31 protein-coding genes and 1 other annotated feature are annotated in these 24791 nt (G+C 42.4%); all 31 genes read left to right on the top strand.

The genetic code is table 11. From position 1 onward, the window contains the following. Nucleotides 1-80: 80 nt before the first annotated feature. The 31 genes from sigH to rpsH all read left to right on the top strand — a co-directional run bounded on the left by sigH (nucleotide 81) and on the right by rpsH (nucleotide 24769). On the top strand, nucleotides 81-719 hold the full coding sequence (gene sigH, locus SporoP17a_RS08570) for an RNA polymerase sporulation sigma factor SigH (RefSeq protein ID WP_083035973.1): 639 nt from the start codon (nucleotides 81-83) through the stop codon (nucleotides 717-719). A gap of 81 nt (nucleotides 720-800) precedes the next feature. Further along, nucleotides 801-950 (top strand): 50S ribosomal protein L33, encoded by a 150-nt coding sequence (gene rpmG / locus SporoP17a_RS08565; protein ID WP_083034269.1) that lies wholly within the window; start codon nucleotides 801-803, stop codon nucleotides 948-950. A 56-nt stretch (nucleotides 951-1006) separates the two neighbouring features. Beyond that, entirely contained in the window at nucleotides 1007-1192 is a 186-nt protein-coding gene (gene secE / locus SporoP17a_RS08560; protein WP_029053291.1) for a preprotein translocase subunit SecE, read from the top strand. 107 nt (nucleotides 1193-1299) lie between these two features. Further along, nucleotides 1300-1836: a transcription termination/antitermination protein NusG gene (gene nusG / locus SporoP17a_RS08555; RefSeq protein WP_083035971.1), complete on the top strand. Its 537-nt coding sequence runs from the start codon at nucleotides 1300-1302 to the stop codon at nucleotides 1834-1836. A 170-nt stretch (nucleotides 1837-2006) separates the two neighbouring features. Then, nucleotides 2007-2432 (top strand): 50S ribosomal protein L11, encoded by a 426-nt coding sequence (rplK, locus tag SporoP17a_RS08550; RefSeq protein WP_029053289.1) that lies wholly within the window; start codon nucleotides 2007-2009, stop codon nucleotides 2430-2432. Between the two features lie 121 nt (nucleotides 2433-2553). Next, the gene (gene rplA / locus SporoP17a_RS08545; protein ID WP_083034268.1) at nucleotides 2554-3255 is read left to right on the top strand and encodes a 50S ribosomal protein L1; all 702 of its coding nucleotides are present in this window, start codon (nucleotides 2554-2556) and stop codon (nucleotides 3253-3255) included. Nucleotides 3256-3295: 40 nt separating this feature from the next. Continuing rightward, nucleotides 3296-3434 (top strand) — a sequence feature (ribosomal protein L10 leader region). A 30-nt stretch (nucleotides 3435-3464) separates the two neighbouring features. Continuing rightward, complete coding sequence (gene rplJ, locus SporoP17a_RS08540; RefSeq protein WP_083034267.1) at nucleotides 3465-3965, top strand: 50S ribosomal protein L10; 501 nt, start codon at nucleotides 3465-3467, stop codon at nucleotides 3963-3965. Between the two features lie 67 nt (nucleotides 3966-4032). Continuing rightward, complete coding sequence (gene rplL / locus SporoP17a_RS08535; RefSeq protein ID WP_029053286.1) at nucleotides 4033-4392, top strand: 50S ribosomal protein L7/L12; 360 nt, start codon at nucleotides 4033-4035, stop codon at nucleotides 4390-4392. Between the two features lie 87 nt (nucleotides 4393-4479). Further along, nucleotides 4480-5082: a class I SAM-dependent methyltransferase gene (locus SporoP17a_RS08530; protein WP_083034266.1), complete on the top strand. Its 603-nt coding sequence runs from the start codon at nucleotides 4480-4482 to the stop codon at nucleotides 5080-5082. Between the two features lie 221 nt (nucleotides 5083-5303). Beyond that, nucleotides 5304-8849 (top strand): DNA-directed RNA polymerase subunit beta, encoded by a 3546-nt coding sequence (gene rpoB / locus SporoP17a_RS08525; RefSeq protein ID WP_199173589.1) that lies wholly within the window; start codon nucleotides 5304-5306, stop codon nucleotides 8847-8849. Nucleotides 8850-9150: 301 nt separating this feature from the next. After that, nucleotides 9151-12744 carry a DNA-directed RNA polymerase subunit beta' gene (gene rpoC, locus SporoP17a_RS08520; RefSeq protein WP_083034264.1) on the top strand — a complete coding sequence of 1198 codons (3594 nt, stop codon included), beginning with the start codon at nucleotides 9151-9153 and terminating at the stop codon, nucleotides 12742-12744. A 297-nt stretch (nucleotides 12745-13041) separates the two neighbouring features. Beyond that, a complete protein-coding gene (gene rpsL / locus SporoP17a_RS08515) occupies nucleotides 13042-13461 on the top strand; it encodes a 30S ribosomal protein S12 (protein ID WP_083034263.1) in 420 nt (139 codons plus the stop codon). Nucleotides 13462-13496: 35 nt separating this feature from the next. Continuing rightward, a complete protein-coding gene (gene rpsG / locus SporoP17a_RS08510; protein WP_083034262.1) occupies nucleotides 13497-13967 on the top strand; it encodes a 30S ribosomal protein S7 in 471 nt (156 codons plus the stop codon). A 47-nt stretch (nucleotides 13968-14014) separates the two neighbouring features. Beyond that, complete coding sequence (gene fusA, locus SporoP17a_RS08505; protein ID WP_083034261.1) at nucleotides 14015-16093, top strand: elongation factor G; 2079 nt, start codon at nucleotides 14015-14017, stop codon at nucleotides 16091-16093. 118 nt (nucleotides 16094-16211) lie between these two features. Further along, on the top strand, nucleotides 16212-17399 hold the full coding sequence (gene tuf / locus SporoP17a_RS08500; RefSeq protein WP_083034260.1) for an elongation factor Tu: 1188 nt from the start codon (nucleotides 16212-16214) through the stop codon (nucleotides 17397-17399). 361 nt (nucleotides 17400-17760) lie between these two features. Then, entirely contained in the window at nucleotides 17761-18069 is a 309-nt protein-coding gene (rpsJ, locus tag SporoP17a_RS08495; RefSeq protein ID WP_029053278.1) for a 30S ribosomal protein S10, read from the top strand. Nucleotides 18070-18107: 38 nt separating this feature from the next. After that, nucleotides 18108-18737, top strand: coding sequence for a 50S ribosomal protein L3 (rplC, locus tag SporoP17a_RS08490; RefSeq protein ID WP_083034259.1), 630 nt, complete (start codon nucleotides 18108-18110; stop codon nucleotides 18735-18737). A 25-nt stretch (nucleotides 18738-18762) separates the two neighbouring features. Next, entirely contained in the window at nucleotides 18763-19386 is a 624-nt protein-coding gene (gene rplD / locus SporoP17a_RS08485; protein ID WP_083034258.1) for a 50S ribosomal protein L4, read from the top strand. Next, nucleotides 19386-19673, top strand: coding sequence for a 50S ribosomal protein L23 (rplW, locus tag SporoP17a_RS08480; RefSeq protein ID WP_083034257.1), 288 nt, complete (start codon nucleotides 19386-19388; stop codon nucleotides 19671-19673). The genes rplD and rplW overlap by 1 nt, the downstream gene beginning before the upstream one ends. A gap of 33 nt (nucleotides 19674-19706) precedes the next feature. Continuing rightward, a complete protein-coding gene (gene rplB, locus SporoP17a_RS08475) occupies nucleotides 19707-20537 on the top strand; it encodes a 50S ribosomal protein L2 (RefSeq protein ID WP_083034256.1) in 831 nt (276 codons plus the stop codon). Between the two features lie 60 nt (nucleotides 20538-20597). Continuing rightward, nucleotides 20598-20876 carry a 30S ribosomal protein S19 gene (gene rpsS / locus SporoP17a_RS08470; RefSeq protein WP_083034255.1) on the top strand — a complete coding sequence of 93 codons (279 nt, stop codon included), beginning with the start codon at nucleotides 20598-20600 and terminating at the stop codon, nucleotides 20874-20876. Between the two features lie 20 nt (nucleotides 20877-20896). Next, the gene (rplV, locus tag SporoP17a_RS08465; RefSeq protein ID WP_037561627.1) at nucleotides 20897-21241 is read left to right on the top strand and encodes a 50S ribosomal protein L22; all 345 of its coding nucleotides are present in this window, start codon (nucleotides 20897-20899) and stop codon (nucleotides 21239-21241) included. Between the two features lie 3 nt (nucleotides 21242-21244). Further along, a complete protein-coding gene (gene rpsC, locus SporoP17a_RS08460) occupies nucleotides 21245-21907 on the top strand; it encodes a 30S ribosomal protein S3 (RefSeq protein WP_029053271.1) in 663 nt (220 codons plus the stop codon). 1 nt (nucleotide 21908) lies between these two features. Next, nucleotides 21909-22343 carry a 50S ribosomal protein L16 gene (gene rplP, locus SporoP17a_RS08455; RefSeq protein WP_029053270.1) on the top strand — a complete coding sequence of 145 codons (435 nt, stop codon included), beginning with the start codon at nucleotides 21909-21911 and terminating at the stop codon, nucleotides 22341-22343. Continuing rightward, the gene (gene rpmC / locus SporoP17a_RS08450; RefSeq protein ID WP_025783856.1) at nucleotides 22333-22533 is read left to right on the top strand and encodes a 50S ribosomal protein L29; all 201 of its coding nucleotides are present in this window, start codon (nucleotides 22333-22335) and stop codon (nucleotides 22531-22533) included. Before rplP ends, rpmC begins: the two co-directional genes overlap by 11 nt. Before the next feature lie 17 nt (nucleotides 22534-22550). Further along, on the top strand, nucleotides 22551-22814 hold the full coding sequence (gene rpsQ / locus SporoP17a_RS08445) for a 30S ribosomal protein S17 (RefSeq protein WP_029053269.1): 264 nt from the start codon (nucleotides 22551-22553) through the stop codon (nucleotides 22812-22814). Nucleotides 22815-22852: 38 nt separating this feature from the next. Next, complete coding sequence (gene rplN, locus SporoP17a_RS08440; RefSeq protein WP_029053268.1) at nucleotides 22853-23221, top strand: 50S ribosomal protein L14; 369 nt, start codon at nucleotides 22853-22855, stop codon at nucleotides 23219-23221. Nucleotides 23222-23256: 35 nt separating this feature from the next. Further along, on the top strand, nucleotides 23257-23568 hold the full coding sequence (gene rplX / locus SporoP17a_RS08435) for a 50S ribosomal protein L24 (RefSeq protein WP_083034254.1): 312 nt from the start codon (nucleotides 23257-23259) through the stop codon (nucleotides 23566-23568). A 26-nt stretch (nucleotides 23569-23594) separates the two neighbouring features. Further along, nucleotides 23595-24134 (top strand): 50S ribosomal protein L5, encoded by a 540-nt coding sequence (gene rplE, locus SporoP17a_RS08430; RefSeq protein WP_029053266.1) that lies wholly within the window; start codon nucleotides 23595-23597, stop codon nucleotides 24132-24134. 20 nt (nucleotides 24135-24154) lie between these two features. Beyond that, nucleotides 24155-24340, top strand: a complete 186-nt coding sequence (locus SporoP17a_RS08425; RefSeq protein WP_008298870.1) for a type Z 30S ribosomal protein S14 — start codon at nucleotides 24155-24157, stop codon at nucleotides 24338-24340. A gap of 30 nt (nucleotides 24341-24370) precedes the next feature. Beyond that, nucleotides 24371-24769, top strand: coding sequence for a 30S ribosomal protein S8 (rpsH, locus tag SporoP17a_RS08420; RefSeq protein ID WP_029053265.1), 399 nt, complete (start codon nucleotides 24371-24373; stop codon nucleotides 24767-24769). Nucleotides 24770-24791: the final 22 nt, after the last annotated feature.

Below are 24791 nucleotides of genomic sequence, written 5' to 3'. Positions count from 1 at the left end.
AGTTGACGTGAAATATTACCGCGTCTATACTGGCATATAAAACCAATTAGTACTCTGGGGTGGAGAGGTTGGTATGGGATATGGAAAATGTGAAAAGTAAAAACGGGTTTTCTAAACTATCTGATGAAGAAATGGTGGAATTGATCCATCTGGGAAATTCGGATGTATTGGATTTTCTAATTACTAAATTTCAGCCGATTGTCCGGATGAAAGCAAGAACATATTTCATTATTGGTGGAGATCGTGAAGATATCATGCAAGAAGGAATGATCGGACTTTATAAAGCCATACGTGATTTCCGTCCTGATAGATTGAGTTCTTTTAAAGTCTTTGCTGAGCTCTGTATTACGCGACAAATTATTACAGCTATCAAAACTGCCACGCGTCAAAAACATATTCCGCTTAATACGTCTATTTCATTGGACAAGCCAATGTATGATGAAGACCAAGAGAGGACGTTGCTCGATATCATAGCGGGCTCTACACTAGATGACCCTGAAGACTTGATGATCCATAAAGAAAACTTCACATTCATGGAAGAAGAGATGAATAAAGTGTTAAGTGGATTGGAAAGAGAAGTATTAACATTGTATTTAGAAGGTCAATCCTATCGTGAAATTTCTGAAGTGCTGAATCGCCAAGTGAAATCAATAGATAATGCTTTACAACGGATCAAACGCAAGCTGGAACACTCGATGGCAATGGATCTGGTACGCTAAACAAATCGAATGTAAATTGACATGTCGTTGGTTAAATGGTACTCTTTAGCAAGACTATTGTCTTGAATTAGGTGAATCAAAATGACGAAAAAAATAACTTTAAGCTGTGAGATATGTGGTTCGCGAAACTATTCTTTACCCGCTAGTAACAACAGTCGAGAGGGAAGAATGAGTATAAAGAAGTTTTGCAGTCATTGCAATGCGCATACATTGCATAAGCAAACCATTTGACCAGTTACATAGAGTTCGAGTCAGAACGCTGTGTCATTCGGAAGGGTTGGAGAAGAATGGGCAAGATTACCGATTTTTTGAAAAAAGTCGTTTCGGAAATGCGGAAAGTAAGCTGGCCGAAACGTAAAGAATTAACAAAGTATACCGTAGTCGTTATTTCGACGGTTATTTTCATGGCGGTTTATTTCTTTGTAGTGGATCTAGGCATCTCCGGAGTAATGAAATGGTACACTAATCTGTAGTAAATAAAGTATGAATAGCGTGAGAATATCCCGTTTTGATGAATGAACGGGTTTTTTCAGCTTTAATTTAAGGGAGGGACGGACGCATAGTCCTCAATGTCATGGAAATGGATAAAAATTGGTACGTTGTGCATACGTACTCAGGGTATGAGAACAAAGTTAAGGCGAATCTTGAAAAACGTGTCGAGACAATGGGCATGTCAGACAAAATATTCCGTGTCGTCATTCCAGAAGAAGAAGAGACGGATATTAAAGATGGTAAAAAGAAGACTGTTATGCGTAAAACGTTTCCGGGCTATGTCTTGGTAGAATTGATCATGACAGATGATTCTTGGTACGTTGTTCGCAATACACCGGGTGTTACTGGGTTTATTGGTTCTTCGGGTGGGGGAGCAAAGCCTACTCCGTTGTTGCCGGAAGAAGTAGAATTCATCCTAAAACAAATGGGTGTAAAAGAACAGCGTGTAGATGTCGACTTCGGCGTAGGCGAAAGTGTGACGGTGCTTGAAGGGCCGTTTGCTCACTTTGAAGGTAAGGTAGAAGAGATCGAAACGGACAAAGGTAAAGTCATTGTGAGCGTCGATATGTTCGGACGCGAAACGAAGATGGAGCTTTCGTTCGACCAAGTAGAAAAAATGGATTGATGGGTAATAGGGATTTTTCTCTTGCCAAATCTGTGTAATGGTGGTATCATTTCAAAGGTCAGACTTAGTCTGTACGGATTAACCAATTCTACCGACATCGTCGGCAGGCACATATTTGAGTGGGAGGGGCAACCCAATGACCACATCACGGACTTAAGGAGGTGTGTCTCGTGGCTAAAAAAGTTACTAAAGTAGTGAAATTGCAAATTCCAGCTGGTAAAGCAAATCCAGCGCCACCGGTAGGGCCGGCATTAGGTCAAGCAGGTGTTAACATTATGGGATTCTGTAAAGAATTTAACGCTCGTACAGCAGATCAAGCTGGTCTAATTATTCCAGTTGAAATCTCAGTATTCGAGGACCGTTCATTTACATTCATCACAAAAACTCCGCCAGCAGCAGTTTTGCTGAAGGTTGCAGCAAACGTTCAAAAGGGTTCAGGTGAGCCTAATAAAAACAAAGTTGCTACGGTTAAGCGTGATAAAGTTAGAGAAATCGCAGAACAAAAGATGCCAGACTTAAACGCGGCGTCAGTTGAAGCGGCGATGGCAATGGTCGAAGGTACTGCTCGCAGTATGGGATTCAAAATCGAAGACTGATTTTGTTTTTTCATAATAAAGCAATTGTTTGAAGGTGAAGGCTGCGGTCGATTGAGATGCGCAGCCTTCATTAAGTGGGAGGTTTAATCCGTTAAAACCACAAATGAGGAGGAAAATTCTGATGGCTAAAAGAGGTAAAAAATTCGTAGATGCGGCGAAGCTTGTAGATCGCACAGCTACGTACACTGCGCAAGAAGCAATTGAACTTGCTAAAAAGACAACTACTACTAATTTTGATGCAACAGTTGAAGTGGCTTTCCGTCTAGGTATTGATACACGTAAAAACGATCAGCAAATCCGTGGAGCAGTAGTGCTTCCAAACGGTACTGGTAAAACTCAACGCGTATTAGTATTCGCTAAAGGTGATAAAGTTAAAGAAGCAGAAGCTGCAGGCGCGGATTACGTAGGCGACGCAGAACTAATTGCTAAAATTCAACAAGGTTGGTTCGATTTCGACGTAATCGTTGCTACACCTGATATGATGGGCGAAGTGGGTAAGATTGGTCGCGTTCTTGGACCAAAAGGTCTTATGCCGAACCCGAAAACAGGTACAGTAACATTTGACGTAACGAAAGCTGTTGAAGAAATCAAAGCAGGTAAAGTTGAATACCGTGCGGACAAAGCTGGAATTATCCACGCGCCAATCGGGAAAGTATCTTTCGATAACGAAAAATTGGAAGAAAACTTCTTAACAATCTTTGATACGATTCAAAAAGCTAAACCAGCAGCAGCAAAAGGAACATTCATGAAATCAGTAAACGTTACGACAACTATGGGTCCTGCTGTTAAAGTAGATCCGTCAAGCGTTACTGTTAAAAAATAATTGACAAGCACAAAGTGATCTGTTAAGATTACGCTTGTTATGATGATAACCATTTGTACCGAAGACAGCAGGTGTGGCTTGCCACTTAATGCTCCTGCCGAGGACAAGACGCTCTTTTTTAAAGATGACGACTTTTCTGCCCTCATGTCTTAGACATTGAGGGCTTTTTATATCGGTATAAGTGACCCTAATTACCAGGAGGTGTCAACATGAGCAAAATTTTAGAAGCTAAACAAGCGGTCGTTTCAGAAGTTGCAGAGAAGTTACAAGGAGCAGCATCTGTAGTAGTTGTCGATTACCGTGGTCTTACGGTTGCACAAGTTACAGAATTGCGTAAACAACTTCGTGAAGCAGGCATTGAGTTTAAAGTGTATAAAAACTCTATGGTGCGTCGTGCAACTGTAGTTGCTGGACTAGAAAGCTTGAACGAAAACCTTACAGGTCCAAACGCTATAGCGTTCTCCACAGAAGATGCAATAGCGCCAGCTAAAATCTTGAATGAATTTGCTAAAAAGAACGAAAAGCTTGAAATTAAAGCGGGTGTGATCGAAGGAAACGTTGCATCAGCTGAAGAAATGAAAGCATTGGCTACTCTACCGTCTCGCGATGGTCTACTATCTATGCTACTCAGCGTTCTTCAAGCGCCAGTACGAAACTTTGCACTTGCTACAAAAGCAGTTGCAGAACAAAAAGAAGAGCAAGGTGCTTAATTTCGCATTTTGACAGTGATCGGAACAAATTAGCCGGTTAAATACAATATTCCAGGAGGAACTTAAAATGACTAATGCACAAATTTTAGACGCAATTAAAGAAATGACAATTCTTGAACTAAACGACCTTGTTAAAGCAATCGAAGAAGAATTCGGCGTAACAGCAGCAGCACCAGTTGCAGCAGCTGGAGCAGTTGCAGAAGCAGCTGAAGAGCAAACTGAATTCGATGTAATCCTTGCATCAGCTGGAGATCAAAAGATCAAAGTTATCAAAGCTGTTCGTGAAATCACTGGCCTAGGATTGAAAGAAGCTAAAGCTCTTGTAGACGAAGCTCCTAAAGCTGTTAAAGAAGCAGCTTCTAAAGAAGAAGCAGAAGAAATGAAAGCTAAACTTGAAGAAGTTGGCGCATCTATAGAAATTAAGTAATTTCTATTTCCCTGAGAAAAGCCCGTCTATTTGACGGGCTTTTTTCTTCATATACAGATATTCTAACTCTACGCAGGAGGTGTATGTATGGGAGAGCATTATTATTCGAAAAATCCTCAAGTTTCAAGTGCCCCCAAGCAATGGAAAGCTGAGATTCGTAATAAAGTCTTTTCTTTTACAACGGATGCTGGCGTATTCAGTAAAGGTGGCATAGATGAAGGATCAAAATTACTCGCTGAAACGTTTAAAGAACCAACCATCAGGGGAGACTTGTTGGAAATAGGTTGCGGCTATGGGCCGATCGCGTTGTCTATTGCGTCGGAATTCCCTAAACGGCTTGTCCATATGGTGGACGTTAATGAGCGGGCATTGGTTCTATCTAAAACAAATGCGCAGCAAAACCAGATCACGAATGTACAAATTTATGAAAGTAGTGGAGTCGATCAAGTTCAATCTAACGACTTTGCTGCAATTATAACGAATCCGCCTATCAGAGCGGGTAAGCGTACGGTCTTTTCGTTCTACGACGGTGCTTATGCAAAACTGGCTTCAGGTGGGGAGTTATGGGTTGTCATTCAAAAGAAGCAAGGAGCACCGTCTACGGTGGATCACTTGAAGAAATTGTTTGGTAATGTGGATACGGTTGCTAAGAAAAAAGGCTACTTTATTTTGGTGGCCAAAAAAGATTGACAGGATCTATATCATGTAGTAGCATTATTAAATGCATAAATATTTATATTGCAGCTGTATGCCCTTTTGTGTGATATTGTAGAGGAAAAGGCATATTGATGTTTGGATAAAGATTGTGAAATCGAAAATGAGCTCTTGTCGGAACTCGTTTTCTTTTTGTTTTTTCGAAGTCACAGCGGAATTTCTGATTTTGCAAAAAACTAATATTGTCTTAATGAGGGGTGAATGAGTTGACAGGTCATTTAGTTCAGTATGGTCAACATCGTCAGCGTAGAAGTTTCGCGCGAATCAAAGAAGTACTCGATCTGCCGAATTTGATTGAAATTCAAACGGCATCTTACGAGTGGTTCTTAGAAGAGGGGTTACGTGAAATGTTCCGGGATATTTCGCCTATCCAGGATTTCACAGGTAACTTATCTTTGGAATTTATCGATTACAAACTGGGTGAACCAAAATATCCAGTAGACGAATCAAAAGAGCGCGATGTGACATATGCCGCACCACTTCGTGTAAAAGTACGTCTTCATAACCAAGAAACTGGCGATGTGAAGGAACAAGACGTTTTCATGGGAGATTTCCCACTTATGACGGAAAACGGAACATTCATTATAAACGGAGCAGAGCGTGTTATCGTTTCACAGCTCGTTCGTTCGCCAAGTGTTTACTATAATGATAAGACGGACAAAAATGGTAAGCGTGGATTTGGCGCTACTGTTATTCCGAATCGTGGAGCGTGGCTGGAATATGAAACAGATGCAAAAGACGTAGTACATGTCCGTATCGACCGTACTCGTAAGTTGCCAATCACTGTTTTATTGCGTGCGTTAGGCTTCTCTACTGATCAAGAAATCATCGACTTAATCGGTGATAATGAGTATTTACGGAACTCATTGGAAAAAGATAATACCGAGACTTCAGAAAAAGCGATGCTTGAAATTTATGAGCGACTTCGTCCAGGTGAACCACCAACACTAGACAGCGCAAGAAGTCTTTTGTATTCACGTTTCTTCGATCCGAAGCGCTATGATTTGGCGAATGTCGGTCGTTATAAAATGAATAAGAAGCTTCACTTGCAAAATCGACTGTTCAATCAAACAGCTGCTGAGACACTTGTCGATCCTGAAACAGGTGAGATTTTAGTGGAGAAAGATCAGCTGATCGACCGACGTACATTGGATAAATTACTACCGTTTTTATCTCAAGGTATCAATACTGAGTCGATCGAACATGTAGGGTCTATATTGGAAGAGCCAATGGTGATTCAAACGCTAAAGATTTACGCGCCGAAAAGTGAAGAAAAACAAGTAATAAATGTTATTTCTAATGCGGAAGTAGACGAGTCTATTAAACATATTACCCCGTCTGATATCGTTGCTTCTATTAGCTATTTCTTTAATCTCTTGCATGGTGTAGGACACACGGATGATATTGACCATCTTGGTAATCGCCGTTTGCGTTCTGTTGGTGAATTGCTTCAAAACCAATTCCGTATCGGTCTTTCCCGTATGGAACGTGTAGTTAAAGAGAGAATGTCCATCAACGACACGCAATCTATAGTGCCTCAGCAACTGATTAATATTCGTCCTGTTATTGCATCAATTAAAGAGTTTTTCGGAAGCTCACAGCTTTCTCAGTTTATGGACCAAACAAATCCATTGGCTGAATTGACACATAAGCGTCGTCTATCTGCACTAGGACCTGGTGGTTTGACTCGTGAACGAGCAGGTATGGAAGTTCGTGACGTTCACTACTCTCACTATGGTCGTATGTGTCCGATTGAAACGCCAGAGGGACCGAACATTGGTCTAATTAACTCGTTGTCTACATTTGCGAAAGTGAATCGATTTGGTTTCATTGAGACGCCTTATCGTAAAGTAGATCCTGAAACGAATCGTGTTACTTCGCAAATCGATTATCTAACAGCAGATATTGAAGATAACTATGTAGTGGCACAGGCAAACGCGCTGCTTGAAGAAGACGGATCCTTTACTAATGAAGGCGTGGTAGGACGTTTCCAAGGGGATAACACTGTATTCCGCCGCGAACAAATGGACTATATGGACGTCTCACCTAAGCAAGTTGTGTCGGCAGCTACTGCATGTATTCCATTCTTAGAAAATGATGACTCTAACCGTGCGCTAATGGGTGCAAACATGCAACGTCAAGCGGTTCCTTTATTAAATCCTGAAGCACCTCTTGTTGGTACGGGTATGGAACATATTTCTGCACGTGATTCAGGAGCAGCAGTTGTTTCTAAATACCACGGTATCGTAGAACACGTAGAAGCGAAGGAGATTCGTATTCGTCGTATTGAAGAAGTAGGCGGTAAAGAAGTCAAGGGCGACCTTGTTGTTTGTCGTTTATCTAAATTCATTCGTTCGAACCAAGGGACTTGCTATAACCAACGTCCGATTGTGAAAGTTGGCGATCGTGTAAAGCCGCTTGATATTCTCGCAGACGGACCGTCGATGGAACAGGGAGAACTTGCACTCGGTCGTAACGTTCTAACTGCATTCATGACATGGGATGGCTATAACTATGAAGATGCGATTATCATGAGTGAACGTCTGGTAAAAGATGATGTATTCACATCTGTTCATATTGAAGAGTATGAGTCGGAAGCACGTGATACAAAGCTTGGGCCAGAGGAAATCACGCGTGATATTCCAAATGTCGGAGAAGACGCTTTGCGCAACTTGGACGACAGAGGAATTATCCGTATCGGTGCAGAGGTTCGCGATGGCGATATCTTGGTCGGTAAAGTAACGCCTAAGGGAGTTACGGAATTGACTGCCGAAGAACGTCTTCTGCACGCAATCTTTGGGGAAAAAGCACGCGAAGTTCGCGATACATCATTACGTGTACCTCACGGGGCAGGCGGAATCGTTCTGGACGTTAAAGTCTTTAACCGTGAAGATGGCGATGAGTTATCTCCAGGAGTTAACCAGTTAGTGCGTGTATATATCGTACAGAAACGTAAAATCTCTGTCGGAGATAAGATGGCAGGACGCCACGGTAACAAAGGTGTTATTTCTCGGATCTTACCCGAGTCGGAAATGCCGTTCTTGCCAGACGGTACACCGATCGATGTCATGTTGAATCCACTTGGTGTTCCATCACGTATGAATATCGGACAGGTCCTTGAAATGCATCTCGGTATGGCTGCACGTAGTCTAGGTATTCACACTGCTTCTCCTGTATTTGACGGTGCGAACGAGGAAGATGTTTGGAACACAATGGAAGAAGCTGGTATGAACCGTGACGGTAAAACCATGTTGTACGATGGCCGTTCAGGTGAACCATTTGATAACCGCGTGTCAGTCGGCGTTATGTACTTGATTAAACTTGCCCACATGGTAGACGATAAGTTGCACGCGCGTTCTACTGGACCATACTCACTCGTTACACAGCAACCACTTGGTGGTAAAGCCCAATTCGGTGGACAACGTTTCGGGGAGATGGAAGTATGGGCACTAGAAGCTTATGGTGCTGCTTATACATTGCAAGAAATCTTAACAGTCAAATCTGATGACGTCGTAGGTCGTGTGAAAACATATGAAGCGATTGTCAAAGGGGATAGCGTTCCTCAACCAGGAGTACCTGAATCATTTAAAGTACTAATCAAAGAGCTTCAAAGTTTAGGGTTAGACGTGAAAATGTTGACGGAAGAATTTGAGGAAATTGAGCTGCGAGATCTAGATGATGAAGAAGATTTGCAACCAACTGACGCATTGAACTTGATGAAAGAAGATCAACCGATCGCCTAAACTAAAAGCGAAAAGCGCCGTTTAGCCTCGACAGCCGCTGGAAGGGTAGCAGTGAAAGGGACATTTTCCTTTCGAAGGCATCCTGAAACGACCCGAGAAGCTGGCACTTATAGCTAGATGTCACCTAAAGCGAAAAACATTGATCTGAAATATAAAAAACGAACAAAAACGAATAGAAGAGGGCTTCGAGCACCCTCTTCTATTCTATTCAGTAAGATGAACGTCTTACGTGAATGCACTACTACAAGTTAAGTTGACTGATAAGCCATTATGGCGATTAGACTAAAGGGAGGTTGGCTCCTTGATAGATGTTAATAATTTTGAGTATATGAAAATTGGCCTTGCTTCACCTGACAAGATTCGTTCTTGGTCTTATGGAGAAGTGAAAAAACCTGAAACTATTAATTACCGTACACTAAAACCGGAGAAAGACGGATTGTTCTGCGAGAGAATATTCGGTCCAACGAAAGACTGGGAATGTCACTGCGGTAAATACAAACGAGTTCGTTACAAGGGTGTCGTTTGTGACCGTTGTGGAGTAGAAGTAACGCGCCAAAAAGTACGTCGTGAACGAATGGGTCACATCGAGCTTGCGGCACCTGTCACGCACATTTGGTACTTCAAAGGGATTCCTAGCCGTATGGGCTTAATTTTGGACATGACACCGCGTGCGTTGGAGGAGATTATTTACTTCGCGTCTTACGTAGTTGTCGAACCGGCAGATACACCACTTGAGCGCAAGCAATTGCTCTCTGAAAAAGAATACCGTCTATACCGTGAAAAGTATGGTTCTAAATTCCAAGCTGCAATGGGTGCAGAAGCAATCGAGCAACTACTTCGTGCAATTGACTTGGATAAAGAAACGGATTCATTAAAAGAAGAGTTGAAAACAGTACAAGGTCAGCGTCGTACGCGTGCAATCCGACGTCTAGAAGTTGTAGAATCATTCCGAAACTCTGGAAATCGTCCGGAATGGATGGTGTTGGAAGTACTACCTGTCATTCCTCCTGAATTGCGTCCGATGGTCCAGCTAGATGGTGGACGTTTTGCAACATCTGATTTAAATGATCTTTATCGTAGGGTTATTAACCGGAATAACCGCCTAAAGCGACTATTGGATCTGGGAGCGCCTGGTATTATCGTTCAGAACGAGAAGCGTATGCTTCAAGAAGCAGTAGATGCACTTGTAGACAATGGCCGTCGTGGAAGACCTGTAACAGGTCCAGGTAACCGACCATTGAAATCCCTTTCTCATATGCTAAAAGGTAAGCAAGGGCGTTTCCGTCAAAACTTACTTGGTAAACGTGTAGACTACTCTGGCCGTTCGGTTATCGTAGTAGGTCCTAACTTAAAAATGTACCAATGTGGTCTGCCTAAGGAAATGGCGATCGAGCTATTTAAGCCATTTGTCATGAAAGAGTTAGTAGAACGCAACTTGGCGCATAACATTAAGAGTGCGAAACGAAAGATTGAACGCCTTCATTCTGAAGTATGGGATGTACTGGAAGACGTCATAAAAGAACACCCAGTACTTCTTAACCGGGCACCGACGCTTCACCGTCTAGGTATCCAAGCATTCGAACCGATACTGGTTGAAGGACGCGCTATTACGTTGCACCCGCTCGTATGTACAGCTTATAACGCTGACTTTGATGGTGACCAAATGGCTGTTCACGTACCGCTATCTGCTGAAGCGCAAGCTGAGGCGCGCCTATTGATGCTGGCTGCTCAAAACATTTTGAATCCAAAAGACGGGAAGCCAGTCGTTACTCCTTCACAGGATATGGTTCTTGGAAACTATTACTTAACAGTCGAGCGTAAAAACGCAGCTGGAGAAGGTTCTGTGTTCAGTGATCCAAATGAAGCGTTAATCGCTTATCAAACAGGGCACGTTCACTTGCATTCCCGCATCGCGGTTCAGGCTGGCAGTATTAACAATCCAACATTTACAGATAAACAAAATAGTCAGCTATTGCTAACGACGGTGGGTAAAATTATTTTCAACGAGATTCTACCGGAAACGTTCCCGTACATCAACGAACCGACGAATGAAAACTTACAAGTGGAGACGCCTGAGAAGTACTTCATCGACGGTACAGTTAATGTAAAGGAACACTTGCAAGAAGCAGAACTGATCACACCATTTAAAAAAGCAATCCTTGGGGAAATTATCGCGGAAATCTTCCGTCGCTTCCACATTACAGAAACTTCTAGAATGTTGGATAGAATGAAAAACCTAGGATTTAAATATTCTACTCGCGCTGGCATCACGATTGGTATTTCCGATATTGTGGTTTTACCGAATAAAGCAGAAATACTTAATGAAGCGCAAGAAAAAGTTGATAAAGTAACGCAACAGTTCCGACGTGGTTTAATTACCGAAGAAGAACGATATGATCGTGTCATCTCTTATTGGAGCCATGCGAAAGATGTGATCCAGAATAAGCTAATGGATTCATTGGATATTGAAAACCCAATCTTCATGATGAGTGACTCTGGAGCTCGTGGTAACGCATCAAACTTTACACAGCTAGCTGGTATGCGTGGACTAATGGCCAACCCGGCTGGACGGATTATTGAACTTCCGATCAAGTCTTCTTTCCGTGAAGGTCTGACGGTACTCGAGTACTTTATCTCGACACACGGTGCGCGTAAAGGTCTTGCTGATACAGCATTGAAGACTGCCGACTCAGGATACTTGACTCGTCGTCTCGTAGATGTAGCGCAAGATGTCATTGTTCGTGAAGAAGATTGCGGAACCGATCGTGGTCTGGCAATCACAGCATTAACCGAAGGAAATGAAATGATCGAAACATTGTTCGAGCGGATTGAAGGTCGACACACGAAGAAGACGATCAAGCATCCTGAAACAGGTGAAGTCATTCTTGCGAAAAACGGATTGATCACTGCAGATATAGCTAACGTAGTAATTCAAGCAGGCATTGAAGAAGTGACAATTCGTTCGGCATTTACTTGTAATACAAAACACGGCGTATGTAAAAAATGTTACGGTATCAACTTAGCTACTGGTGAAACGGTAGAAGTAGGAGAAGCAGTGGGAATCATTGCGGCACAATCTATCGGAGAACCAGGAACGCAGTTAACGATGCGTACATTCCACACAGGTGGAGTAGCCGGAGACGATATTACACAAGGTCTTCCACGTATTCAGGAGATTTTCGAATCCCGGAATCCGAAAGGTGTAGCGGTTATTTCTGAGATTGCAGGTACTGTAGTTGAAATTGATGAAATTCGCGAAGGCATGAAAGAAATCACTATTGAAGGTGAAGTGGAAACACGTAAATATTCTACGTTGTACAATGCGCGTTTAAGCGTAGAAGTTGGCGATGTGGTTGAACGCGGACAAACTATTACCGAAGGTTCTATTGATCCTAAACAATTAATCGTAATAAAGGACGTTTCAACTGTACAAGAGTATCTGTTGAAAGAAGTTCAAAAAGTTTACCGAATGCAAGGTGTAGAGATTGGTGATAAGCACGTTGAAGTAATGGTACGTCAAATGCTTCGTAAAGTTCGAGTAATTGAAGCGGGAGATACTGATCTTCTTCCAGGTTCATTACTGGATATCCACCAATTCTCTGAAGCGAACGCAAAAGTGTTGTTAGCAGGCAAAGTTCCGGCTACTTCACGTCCGGTTATTCTCGGAATTACGAAAGCTTCACTTGAAACTGAGTCATTCTTGTCGGCCGCATCGTTCCAGGAAACAACAAGAGTTCTTACGGATGCAGCGATTAAAGGTAAGACAGATGAGTTGCTAGGACTGAAAGAAAACGTCATTATTGGTAAGTTGGTCCCTGCAGGTACTGGAATGCAGAGATACCGCCAAATTACAATGGAACGTGATGAAGTAGAAGAAACTATTACAGCTGAATAAAAATAAACGGGACATCGTTCCCGTTTATTTCTTAAATTTGTTGACAAGTCATTCTAGAAGTGATAATATACAAAAGGTTGATAGTTGTTGACCGTTAACTTTTCAGAATGAAAAAATGTTCTTTTGAATAAGTGCAAGGCGATAAGCAATCATCATTATAAAATAACAGTAAGCAGAGATCTCTGGAGTTACTGTCACCCGTTTTTGTGTGTGCACGCACAAGAACTTTGTTTTTACTTAAAAATGAACCACCTGGGTGTGTGGTATTATAAAAAACTCGGAAGGAGGAACAACCTGATGCCTACAATTAATCAATTAGTCCGTAAACCTCGTAAATCGAAGTCGGAAAACTCTAAGTCACCGGCTCTAGGAAAAAGCTACAACAGCTTTAAAAAGTCTATGACTGACGTGAACTCACCACAAAAAAGAGGTGTTTGTACACGTGTTGGTACTATGACTCCTAAGAAGCCGAACTCGGCACTACGTAAGTATGCTCGTGTTCGTTTAACTAATACATTAGAAGTAAACGCATATATTCCAGGTGAAGGCCACAACTTGCAAGAACACAGTGTGGTACTAATCCGTGGAGGACGCGTAAAAGACTTACCGGGTGTTCGTTACCATATCGTACGTGGGGCACTTGATACAGCTGGAGTTACTGGCCGTATGCAAAGCCGTTCAATGTATGGAGCTAAAAAGCCTAAAGTTAAGAAGTAATACAAAACTAACAATATTGAAAGGAGGAACTAATTATGCCTCGTAAAGGTCCTGTTACAAAACGTGATGTACTACCTGATCCGATTTATAATTCCAAGCTTGTAAGCCGCCTTATCAACAAAATGATGGTAGACGGTAAAAAAGGTACTTCTCAAAAGATTCTTTATGGAGCGTTCGAAATTGTTAAAGAACGTTCTGGACAAGAGCCACTCGAAGTATTCGAAGCAGCTTTAAATAATGTAATGCCAGTTCTTGAAGTGCGCGCTCGCCGTGTAGGTGGAGCTAACTATCAAGTACCGGTTGAAGTACGCCCTGAACGTCGTTCTACTCTAGGCCTTCGTTACCTTGTAAACTATTCACGTACACGTGGAGAGAAAACAATGGAAGAACGTCTAGCGAACGAAATTCTTGATGCATCAAACAACACAGGTGCTTCTGTTAAACGCCGTGAAGAAATGCATAAAATGGCTGAAGCCAACAGAGCATTCGCTCACTATCGCTGGTAAGGTCGGATAAACAATAGCAGTAATCCGAAACGGAAGGAGATTACAAAATGGCTAGAGAGTTCTCACTAGAGAATACTCGTAACATTGGTATCATGGCTCACATTGACGCTGGTAAGACAACGACAACAGAGCGGATCCTTTTTTACACAGGTAAAATCCACAAGATTGGTGAAACGCACGAAGGTGCATCACAAATGGACTGGATGGAGCAAGAGCAAGAACGTGGAATCACGATTACTTCTGCTGCAACAACAGCAGCATGGAAAGGTCACCGCGTAAACATCATCGATACACCGGGACACGTAGACTTCACAGTTGAAGTTGAACGTTCACTTCGTGTGTTGGATGGTGCTGTAGCAGTACTTGATGCACAATCAGGTGTAGAACCACAAACAGAGACAGTTTGGCGCCAGGCGACAAACTATAAAGTACCACGTCTCGTATTCGTAAACAAAATGGATAAAACAGGTGCTGATTTCCTTTATTCAGTAGGTACACTACGTGAACGCCTACAAGCGAATGCACACCCTATCCAATTGCCAATTGGTGCGGAAGATAACTTCTCAGGAATTATCGACTTAATCGAAATGAAGGCAACTATGTATGGAAATGATCTAGGAACAGATATTACAGAGGAAGAAATTCCTGCTGAACATCTTGAACTAGCTAAAAAATACCGTGAGAGCCTAATTGAAGCTATTGTAGATTTCGATGAAGATCTTATGGAAAAATATCTTGGCGGCGAGGAACTTACAACAGAAGAAATTACAACAGCTATTCGTAAAGCTACGTTGGCAGTCGAATTCTACCCTGTTGTTTGTGGTACTGCTTTCAAAAACAAAGGTGTACAACTAGTACTAGATGCGGTAGTAGACTATCTACCATCACCACTTGATGTACCACCAATGATGGGCTTTAACCCCGAAACTGAAGAAGATGAAGTGCGTGAGTCAACTGATGAAGCACCATTCTCTGCTTTAGCATTTAAAGTCATGACGGATCCTTACGTAGGGAAGCTTACATTCTTCCGTATCTACTCAGGAGTTCTTCAGGCGGGTTCTTATGTAACAAACTCTACAAAAGGCAAGCGCGAACGCGTAGGACGTATCCTACAAATGCACGCTAACAGCCGTGAAGAGATTTCTGAAGTACACGCGGGTGAAATTGCTGCTGCTGTTGGTTTGAAAGATACAACTACTGGAGACACACTATGTGACGAGAAACAATTGATCATTCTTGAATCAATGGAATTCCCTGAGCCGGTTATCTCTGTAGCAATCGAACCAAAAACAAAAGCGGACCAAGATAAAATGGGCCAAGCCCTTGGTAAGTTACAAGAAGAGGATCCAACATTCCGTGCGCATACAGATCAGGAAACAGGAGAAGTAATCATCGCGGGTATGGGTGAACTTCACTTGGATATTATCGTCGACCGTCTACGTCGTGAATTTAAAGTGGAAGCAAACGTGGGTGCACCACAAGTATCTTACCGCGAAACATTCCGTCAGTCAGCTGAAGTCGAAGGTAAATTTGTTCGCCAATCAGGTGGACGTGGACAGTTTGGTCACGTATGGATCGAATTTGGACCAAACGAAGAAGGAAAAGGATTCGAATTCGTGAATAATATTGTTGGTGGATCTGTTCCTCGTGAATACATCCCAGCAGTTGAAGCAGGAGTTCGTGATTCATTAGATAACGGTATTTTGGCTGGATATCCTTTAATCGATGTCAAAGCACGCCTGTTTGACGGATCTTACCATGACGTTGACTCCAACGAGATGGCATTTAAGGTCGCTGCGTCAATGGCTTTGAAAAATGCTGCATCAAAATGTGATCCTGTAATTCTTGAACCAACAATGAGAGTAGAAGTTATCATTCCGGAAGAATACATGGGCGATATCATGGGTGACATTACATCACGCCGTGGCCGTGTAGAAGGTATGGAAGCTCGTGGTAACGCACAAGTAGTTCGTGCAATGGTTCCACTTGCTGAAATGTTCGGTTATGCAACATCTCTACGTTCAAACACGCAAGGACGAGGAGTGTTCTCAATGGTGTTTGATCACTATGAAGAACTTCCAAAATCTATCGCTGAAGAAGTAATCAAGAAAAACAAAGGTGAATAATACAGTTCATCCTTGTTTCCTATAAGTAATACTTGTAAGATATGGATAGTCGAGGGGACGCTTTCGGCTTCCATGCTAAAAAAACTAAACTTGTTCAAATTAAGGGAGGACCTCTAAAATGGCTAAAGAAAAATTCGACCGCTCCAAGGAGCACGCAAACGTAGGAACAATTGGTCACGTTGACCATGGTAAAACAACTTTGACTGCTGCAATCGCAACAGTTCTTTCTAAAGCACAAGGTGGAGAAGCAAAGTCATACGCTGACGTTGATAACGCACCTGAAGAAAAAGAGCGTGGAATTACAATCAGTACTTCACACGTAGAGTACGAAACTGATAAGCGTCACTACGCACACGTTGACTGCCCAGGTCACGCTGACTATGTTAAAAACATGATCACTGGTGCTGCACAAATGGACGGCGGAATCCTAGTAGTATCTGCTGCTGATGGCCCGATGCCACAAACTCGTGAGCACATCCTTCTTTCTCGTCAAGTAGGTGTTCCTTACCTAGTTGTCTTCATGAACAAATGTGACATGGTAGATGACGAAGAACTACTTGAATTAGTAGAGATGGAAATTCGCGAACTTCTTTCTGAGTATGACTTCCCTGGTGATGATATTCCAGTAATCAAAGGTTCAGCTCTAAAAGCTCTTGAAGGTGAAGCTGAGTGGGAAGAAAAAATCATCGAACTTATGCAAGCTGTAGATGACTATATCCCAACTCCAACACGTGATACTGAAAAGCCATTCATGATGCCAGTTGAGGATGTATTCTCAATCACAGGCCGTGGTACAGTAGCAACAGGACGTGTTGAGCGTGGAGTAGTTAAAGTCGGAGATGTTGTTGACATCATCGGTCTTGCTGAAGAACCAAAATCTACAACTGTAACAGGTGTAGAGATGTTCCGTAAACTTCTTGACTATGCAGAAGCTGGCGACAACATCGGAGCTCTTCTTCGTGGTGTAGCTCGTGAAGATATCGAACGTGGACAAGTTCTTGCTAAGCCAGGAACAATCACTCCACACACTCAGTTCAAATCTGAAGTTTATGTTCTATCAAAAGAAGAAGGTGGACGTCACACTCCATTTTTCTCAAACTACCGTCCTCAGTTCTACTTCCGTACAACTGACGTAACAGGTATCATTCAACTTCCTGAAGGCGTAGAAATGGTTATGCCTGGAGATAACGTTGAAATGACAGTTGAACTTATTTCTCCTATCGCGATTGAAGAAGGTACTAAATTCTCAATCCGTGAAGGTGGACGTACAGTTGGAGCTGGCGTTGTAGCAACAATCACAAAATAATTTTTTGATCCCGCCTTTAAGGCGGGATTTTTTTGTTTTCAGTAATACCAAAGTCAGTAACGTATATCCGAGCGTATCCCGAGCCACTGTACAGAGAAATGTAAATGGGATTCTATAAACGACCTTCAAATCACGTGCAAATTGCAAGAAAAGGTGGTAGGATAGTAAACGGATTAAAAGTTAAACTAATTTCTTCAAAAGGGTTGCGCAAACCTTTTATATTATGTATAATGTTGAATGTTGGTCTTTGACTGCGATGAAGCGAGAGGTTACCGATACACCCGGCCGCTTTGCCATGGCGCGTGTAAGGAAAATTTTCGTGGAGAATTGTCTAGAAAATAGGCGAAAGGGAGGGAAAGTAATGGCAAAACAAAAGATTCGTATTAGATTGAAAGCTTACGATCACAGAATGATCGATCAGTCAGCTGAAAAGATTGTTGAAACGGCTAAACGTTCTGGAGCTAGTGTTTCAGGTCCAATTCCGTTGCCAACTGAAAGATCAGTTTACACGGTATTGCGTTCTGTTCACGTATATAAAGATTCACGTGAGCAATTTGAAATGCGTACTCACAAACGTTTAATCGATATCGTGAATCCAACACCACAAACGGTGGATGCACTTATGAAGCTTGATTTACCATCAGGCGTCGACATCGAAATTAAACTATAAAACATAAAAAACAAACAATATTACAGGAGGTGTGACTAATGACCAAAGGAATCTTAGGAAGAAAAGTCGGAATGACGCAAGTATTTGCTGAAAACGGCGATCTAATCCCAGTAACAGTGATTGAAGCTGCTCCAAACGTTGTACTTCAAAAGAAGACAATCGAAACAGACGGCTACGAGTCAATCCAAATAGGATTTGATGATAAACGTGAAAAGCTTTCAAACAAGCCTGAGCAAGGCCACGTAGCAAAAGCTAACACGGCACCTAAGCGCTTCATTCGCGAAGTTCGCGGAGCTGACGTTAGTGCATACGAAGTTGGTCAGGAAGTCAAAGTCGATACGTTCGCAGAAGGCGAAGTAGTAGACATTACAGGAGTTTCAAAAGGTAAAGGATTCCAAGGTGTTATTAAGCGCCACGGTTACTCACGTGGACCAATGACTCACGGATCACGTTTCCACCGCGCACCAGGTTCACTTGGAGCAGTCGATGCACAACGCGTATTCAAAGGAAAGAAATTACCTGGACGTACTGGTGGCAAAACAGTAACGATCCAAAACGTTGAAATCGTTCGAGTTGACGCTGAGCGCAACTTGTTATTAGTAAAAGGTAACGTTCCTGGCGCTCGTAAATCACTTGTACAAGTGAAAAGTGCTATCAAAGGAAACTGAGTAAAACAGAAAGGAGGAAACAGGAATGCCTAAAGTATCTGTAGTAAGTCAAACAGGTTCTGCTGTCGGCGACATCGAACTAAACGATGCGATTTTTGGAATCGAGCCGAATGAAGCAGTATTATTCGAAGCAATTGTTCAACAACAAGCCTCTTTACGCCAAGGTAATCACAAGGTTAAAACTCGTGCGGAAGTGGCAGGCGGCGGTCGTAAACCGTGGCGTCAAAAGGGTACAGGTCGTGCTCGTCAAGGTTCAATCAGATCACCACAATGGCGTGGAGGCGGTATCGTATTCGGTCCATCACCACGTAGCTACAGCTATAAAATGCCTAAGAAAGTTCGCCGTTTAGCACTTCTATCCGCTCTTTCTACGAAAGTAGCAGCTGAAGAATTAATCGTTCTAGAAAACTTAGCATTTGATGCACCAAAAACAAAAGGCTTTGTAAAAGTTCTTGAAGATCTTTCAATTACTAAGAAAGCATTATTTGTTACAGCTGATCCAGAAGAAACAGTAGCGTTGTCTGCTCGTAATATTCCAGGAATCAGCGTCATTTCAGCGAATGGTATTAACATTCTTGACTTAGTCGGACATGACCAGCTAGTTATGACAAAAGCAGCAATAGAAAAAGTCGAGGAGGTGCTTGGTTAATGGAAGCACGTGATATTCTGAAACGTCCGGTCATTACCGAGCGTTCTTCTGAACAAATGGAAGACTTAAGAAAATATACATTCGAAGTTGATACACGCGCGAACAAAACGCACGTGAAACAAGCTGTTGAAGAAATCTTCGGTGTTAAAGTAGAAAAAGTTAACGTGATGAACTACAAAGGTAAGTTCAAGCGTATGGGGAAACATGCTGGTTATACGAACAAACGCCGCAAGGCAATTGTTACACTAACTACAGATTCCAAAGATATTGAACTTTTTGAAATGTAATTAACTCATACTAAATGAAGGAGGGAACACAAAATGGCGATTAAGAAGTACAAAGCTACCTCCAACGGACGTCGTAACATGACTTCTTCTGACTTTGCTGAGATTACAGCTAGCAAACCGGAAAAATCATTGCTTGCACCAGTAAAGCGTAAAGGCGGACGTAACAACCAAGGTAGAATGACAGTTCGTCACCAAGGTGGAGGACATAAGCGCCAATACCGTGTCATCGATTTCCAACGTCGGAAAGATGGCATTCCAGGACGCGTTGCTACGATCGAATACGATCCAAACCGTTCAGCAAACATCGCATTAATCAACTATGCAGATGGAGAAAAGAAATATATCCTTGCTCCTAAAGGATTGACAGTAGGTTCCACAATCATTTCAGGACCTGAAGCGGATATTCGCGTAGGAAACGCTCTACCATTAGAGAACATTCCTATGGGATCTACGATTCACAACATTGAAATGAAGCCAGGCAAAGGCGGACAACTAGTTCGTTCAGCAGGAACATCAGCTCAATTACTAGGACGCGAAGGCAAATACGTCATCATTCGTCTACAGTCAGGTGAAGTTCGTATGATTCTTGCTACTTGCCGTGCTACAATCGGTCAAGTTGGTAACGAACAGCACGAATTGATCAACATTGGTAAAGCAGGTCGTTCACGTTGGTTAGGCAAACGTCCAACTGTTCGTGGATCTGTAATGAACCCTAATGATCACCCACACGGTGGTGGTGAAGGACGTACGCCAATCGGTATGCCAAGTCCTGTTACTCCTTGGGGTAAACCAACTCTTGGATTCAAGACACGTACGAAGAACAAGAAATCAGATAAGTTTATCGTTCGTCGTCGTAAAAAATAATGTTATTGCACTGCGGTTCAGTAGATGGACCGTAGTACATACTCGGAAGGAGGTTCCAGAATGGGCCGCAGCTTGAAAAAAGGACCTTTTGCAGATGACCATTTACTAAAAAAGGTTGACGCACAAAAAAATGCAGAAAAGAAACAAGTTATTAAAACATGGTCACGCCGTTCAACAATCTTCCCGACTTTCATCGGATTAACGATTGCAGTATATGATGGACGTAAACACGTACCTGTTTATGTAACAGAAGATATGGTAGGTCACAAACTAGGTGAATTCGTACCTACACGCACATACAGAGGCCATGGTGCCGACGATAAGAAAACAAAACGCTAATTTGAGAGGAGGTTATCCTGATGCAACAAGCTAAAGCATCTGTACGCACAGTCCGTATTGCTTCTCGCAAAGTTCGTTTGGTCGTTGATCTTATCCGCGGCAAGAATATAGGTGAAGCTATGGCTATTCTACGACTTACGCCTAAAGCGGCATCTCCAGTCGTGGAAAAATTATTGAAATCTGCAATTGCAAACGCTGAACACAACTACGAAATGGATACTGAGAACTTAATCGTCAGTGAAGTATTCGTAGACGAAGGACCAACAATGAAACGTTTCCGTCCACGTGCACAAGGTCGTGCGAGTGCGATTAACAAACGTACAAGCCACATCACATTAGTGGTATCTGAAAAGAAGGAGGGGTAATTAGTGGGCCAAAAAGTACATCCTAATGGACTCCGTGTAGGCGTCATCCGTGACTGGGACTCAAAATGGTACGCGGAAAAAGACTATGCGTCCTTACTACATGAAGACTTAAAGATCCGTGAATACATCGAAAAGCGTCTTATTGAAGCATCAGTTTCAAAAGTTGAAATTGAACGTGCTGCTAAGCGTGTTAACATTACAATCCACACTGCAAAGCCAGGTATGGTTATCGGTAAAGGTGGTTCCGAAGTAGAAACACTTCGCAAGCAACTTAACGAGATCACAGGCAAGCGTGTACACATCAACATCGTAGAAATCAAACGTGCTGACTTGGATGCGAGATTAGTCGCAGAATCAATCGCTCGTCAATTAGAAAGTCGTGTATCATTCCGTCGTGCACAGAAACAGGCGATCCAACGTACTATTCGTTCTGGCGCAAAAGGAATCAAAACACAAGTGTCTGGTCGTCTCGGCGGTGCTGATATCGCTCGTGCAGAACACTACAGTGAAGGAACTGTCCCTCTTCATACATTACGTGCAGATATAGATTATGCACATGCTGAAGCTGATACTACTTATGGTAAGCTTGGCGTAAAGGTATGGATTTATCGTGGTGAAGTCCTTCCAGTAAAAGTTAAGAAGAACTCTGGGGAAGGAGGCAAATAATATGTTAATGCCTAAACGTGTAAAACATCGTCGTGTATTCCGTGGGAAAATGCGTGGTGAAACAAAAGGTGGCGCTACAGTTCAATTTGGTGAATATGGTCTTCAAGCTCTAGAAGCAAGTTGGATCACAAACCGTCAGATTGAATCTGCTCGTATTGCTATGACTCGTTACATGAAACGTGGCGGTAAAGTATGGATCAATATTTTCCCGCACAAACCATATACTAAAAAGCCTCTAGAAGTCCGGATGGGTTCCGGTAAAGGTGCTGTTGAAGGCTGGGTTGCAGTTGTGAAACCTGGTAGAGTAATGTTCGAAATTGCAGGTGTTTCAGAAGAGGTTGCTCGTGAGGCACTTAGACTTGCATCGCACAAACTTCCTGTAACAAGCAAGTTTGTAAAACGACAAGAAATTGGTGGTGAGTCTAATGAAAGCTAATGAAATTCGTGACTTAACAACTGCAGAGATCGAGCAAAAAGTGAAATCACTTAAAGAAGAGCTTTTCAACCTTCGCTTCCAGTTAGCGACAGGTCAATTAGAAAACACTGCACGCATCCGTGAAGTACGCAAATCGATTGCGCGCATGAAAACTGTAATACGACAAAGAGAAATCAGTGCAAATAACTGATGAAGGAGGTTGCAGCCATGACTGAGCGTAACCAGCGCAAAGTATACACAGGCCGTGTGGTTTCCGATAAAATGGATAAAACCGTAACGGTAATGGTAGAAACATACAAAAAACATTCTTTATACGGTAAGCGTGTAAAGTACTCTAAGAAACTTAAAGTTCATGATGAGCTAAACGAAGCGAAAATCGGCGATGTTGTTCGCATTATGGAAACTCGTCCATTATCGGCAACTAAGCGTTTCCGTCTTCTAGAAGTCGTTGAAAAAGCGATCATCATCTAATTGGTTTTTAACCCAGATTTCGGAAGGAGGTAACCTCGATGATTCAACAGGAAAGTAGAATGAAAGTTGCTGACAACTCTGGTGCACGCGAAGTACTAACAATTAAAGTACTAGGCGGATCAGGTCGTAAAGTAGCTAACATCGGTGATGTAGTTGTTGTTACGGTTAAGAAGGCAACACCAGGTGGCGTTGTTAAGAAGGGTGACGTCGTTAAAGCGGTCATTGTTCGTACGAAAAGTGGAGTTCGTCGTAAAGACGGTTCATACATTACATTCGATGAGAATGCTTGCGTTATTATCCGTGATGATAAAGGGCCACGTGGAACACGTATTTTCGGACCGGTTGCTCGCGAACTACGCGACAGCAACTTTATGAAAATCATTTCACTTGCTCCAGAAGTTCTTTAATTCTAATGACAGAGCCAGTCAAGGAGGTGCGATAAATGCACGTTAAAAAAGGCGACAAAGTAATGGTGATCTCTGGGAAAGATAAAGGCAAAACAGGTGTGATCCTAACTGCTTATCCGAAAAAAGACCGTGTGCTTGTTGAAGGTATTAATATCGTCAAAAAACACACAAAACCGAACCAAGAAAACCCACAGGGCGGAATTGTAAGCCAAGAGTCTACAATTCATGTCTCAAACGTGATGGCAATCGATCCTAAAACAGGCGAGCCGACTCGTGTAGGTTATAAAATGGAAGACGGTAAAAAAGTACGTATTGCAAAAAAATCCGGTGAATCACTGGATAAGTAAGTATTGCATGAAAGGAGGTCCGACTGATGAGTCGTTTGAAAGAGAAGTTTTCTAAAGAAATCACACCTGCTCTAATGAGCAAGTTTGAATATACATCTGTTATGCAAGTACCTAAAGTAGATAAAATCGTTATCAACATGGGTGTTGGTGATGCTGTCCAAAATACAAAAGCACTTGATGCAGCTGTAGAGGATCTTGCAACTATTTCAGGTCAAAAACCAGTCATTACTAAAGCGAAAAAATCTATCGCAGGATTCCGTTTACGTGAAGGTATGCCGATCGGAGCAAAAGTAACGCTTCGCGGTGAGCGTATGTATGAGTTTCTCGATAAATTAGTTTCAATCTCATTACCACGTGTACGTGACTTCCGTGGCGTTTCTAAAAAAGCGTTTGACGGTCGCGGTAACTATACTCTTGGTGTGAAAGAGCAACTTATTTTCCCTGAAATTGACTTCGATAAAGTATCAAAAGTACGAGGGATGGATATCGTCATCGTGACGACAGCTAACACTGATGAAGAAGCACGTGAGTTGCTTGCACAGTGTGGCATGCCATTCCAAAAGTAAAATAATAGGGAGGCGAAAACGTGGCTAAGAAATCTATGATCGCTAAACAGAAACGTACGCCAAAGTACAAAGTACAAGAATATACACGCTGCGAACGTTGTGGTCGTCCACATTCAGTATATCGCAAATTTAAACTTTGCCGTATTTGTTTCCGCGAACTTGCATACAAGGGACAACTTCCTGGCGTTAAAAAAGCCAGCTGGTAAACCCCTAATTAGGGAAGGAGGTTAATTCAAATGACAATGAGTGATCCGATTGCAGATATGCTTACACGCATCCGTAATGCGAACATGGTTCGCCACGAGAAGCTTGAGGTACCTGCTTCAAACGTAAAGAAAGAAATCGCCGAGATCTTAAAACGAGAAGGTTTCGTTCGTGATGTGGAATACGTGGAAGATAACAAACAAGGCATCATCCGCATTTTCCTAAAATACGGTCAAGATAACGAACGCGTTATCAATGGCTTGAAACGTATTTCTAAACCAGGACTTCGTGTATATGCTAAATCAAACGAAGTACCTAAAGTACTTAACGGCTTAGGTGTTGCACTAGTTTCTACATCAAACGGTGTATTAACAGACAAAGAAGCCCGCGCTAAACAAGTCGGCGGAGAAGTCGTCGCTTACGTTTGGTAATTAGCAACAATTGAATGGAGGT

Origin of the sequence: Sporosarcina ureae (assembly GCF_002082015.1) — a bacterium.
GTDB lineage: Bacteria > Bacillota > Bacilli > Bacillales_A > Planococcaceae > Sporosarcina > Sporosarcina ureae_A.
This window is presented reverse-complemented; position numbering and strand designations above follow the sequence as displayed.